This is a genomic window from Proteus sp. fly-1067, assembly GCF_040139345.1.
Taxonomy (GTDB): Bacteria; Pseudomonadota; Gammaproteobacteria; order Enterobacterales; family Enterobacteriaceae; genus Proteus; species Proteus vulgaris_B.
In genome coordinates this window covers 1-548 of record NZ_JBEEUL010000225.1, presented here as the reverse complement: position 1 = coordinate 548, position 548 = coordinate 1, and the positions used below count along the sequence as shown (strand labels likewise).

The 548-nt window shown below is 38.1% G+C and carries 1 protein-coding gene; it reads right to left on the bottom strand.

The window, feature by feature from the left end; all coding sequences use genetic code 11:
* Positions 1 to 62 precede the first annotated feature (62 nt).
* Positions 63 to 548, bottom strand: a 486-nt coding sequence (locus ABN217_RS20120; RefSeq protein ID WP_349459985.1) for a methyltransferase domain-containing protein, incomplete at its 5' end; no start/stop codon positions are given.

Genomic DNA, 548 nt, shown 5'->3' with positions numbered 1-548 from the left:
AAGCAAAAGCAACAAACTAAGCTTAATGATTTAGCGGGATACTCATGTATCCCGCAATAATATTATTTTTTCTTCGCAATCAATGTCGCAAAATTAAGTTTAATACGGTTACCATCCGCATCAGTGCGATGCAAATGTCCAGGATCTTCGTTGTACTTTAAAATTTCCCAATCTTGATAATACTCTTGAAGCTCACCGGCTTTGAGGAAACATTTGAATGGGATCAAATCAAGTGGTGCATCTGGTGTTTCAACTGGGCAAACAATTAAATTAATACCGCCAGATAATGTGTGCGCCTGCATATCGGCAATAACATTAGCAATGTTCTCTCTCTGTAAAAACATTAGAACAACCGTCGATATAATCAGGTCATAGTCACCTTTTATTTGATGGCTATTAATATCATAAACGGCGGTCTTGATATTTTCGATCTCTGCTTGTCTTTTTACAAACTCAATTGCTTGAATGTGTTGTGGGTTAATATCCACAGCAGTGACATCATAGCCTTGCAGAGCAAGATAAAAACTATTACGTCCGCGTCCTGAGCC